At 74.0% G+C, this 1349-nt stretch carries 1 protein-coding gene; it reads left to right on the top strand.

Annotated elements, in window-relative coordinates; all coding sequences use genetic code 11:
• Window positions 1-1220 (top strand): pyridoxal phosphate-dependent decarboxylase family protein (locus ACWGH4_RS35090; protein ID WP_453467960.1); only part of this gene is annotated, 1220 nt, incomplete at its 5' end.
• Window positions 1221-1349 lie beyond the last annotated feature (129 nt).

Genomic DNA, 1349 nt, shown 5'->3' on the forward strand with positions numbered 1-1349 from the left:
ACGCCCACCCCCCCTACCCGGCGCAGCCGGCCCCCGCGCCCCACCCGCCCCCCGTCGTCGGCAATGGGACGGCGATGCTGTTCAACCCGAACAACCATGCCGCGGAGGGCGGTCCGGCGACGACCGAGATGGAACGCGAGTGTGTCGCCGCGCTCGGTGCGATGTTCGGTCTTCAGGAGCCGCTGGGCCATCTGACGACCAGCGGCACGATGGCGAACCTGGAGGCGCTGTACGTGGCGCGCGAGTCCCATCCGGGGCGGGGTGTCGCCTACAGCTCCGAGTGCCATTACACGCATGAGCGGATGTGCCATGTGCTGGGCGTGGAGGGCCACCGGGTGCCGGTCGACGCGCGGGGCCGTATCGACCTCGAGGCGCTGGAGCGGCTGCTGGCCACGGGCCGGGTCGGGACCGTGGTGGTGACGCTGGGGACGACGGGGCTGGGCGCGGTCGACGAGGTGCACGAGGTGCTGCCGATGGCGCGCCGCCACGGGGCGCGGGTGCATGTGGACGCGGCGTACGGCGGTTTCTACGCGCTGCTGGGCCGTTCCGCGGACCCGGTGGGCCTGGACGCGCGGCCGTGGGCGGCGGTCGCCGGGTGCGACTCGGTGGTGGTCGACCCGCACAAGCACGGTCTGCAGCCCTACGGCTGCGGGGCGGTGCTGTTCAACGACCCGGGGGCCGGGCGGCATTTCGCGCACGACTCCCCCTACACGTACTTCACGCAGGCGGAGCTGCATCTGGGCGAGATCAGCCTGGAGTGCTCGCGGGCGGGTGCGGCGGCGGCCGGTCTGTGGCTGACGCTGCAACTGCTGCCGCTGACCCGGGAGGGTTTCGGCGAGATGCTCGCCGCGAGCCGCCGGGCGGCGCTCCGCTGGGCGGACCTGCTGGCCGGCTCCGATGTGCTGGAGCTGTACCAGCGGCCGGATCTCGACATCGTCACGTATGTGCCGGCGGTGCGGCCGTTCTCGCTGCTGTCCGTCGACGCGGCCTGTGAGCGGCTGCTGCACGAGGGCATGTACGCGGCCGACGATCCGGTGTTCCTGAGTGTGCTGCGCGCGGACGCCGACGCGTTCGCCCGGCGTCATCCGCGGGTTGTGCGGGACGCCGGTGCGGCACGGGTGATGCGCAGTGTCCTGATAAAGCCGGAGGCCGAGCTCCGTCTCGACCGGCTCCACGCCAGGGTGGAGCAGCTGGCCGCCCTGGCCGCCGGGAGGCAGTAGGCCCCTTTCTTCTTCGCGGGCCGGTCCGCCGGCGAGCGGGACCTGGTGCCGCCCTCCGTGAGGCGCGGGCGCGGGCACGGCTTCCGCCGTGTCCGGCGCCGGCGGCGCGGCGGGCCGGCGGCCGGGACC

This window comes from Streptomyces sp. NPDC054847, from assembly GCF_053610925.1.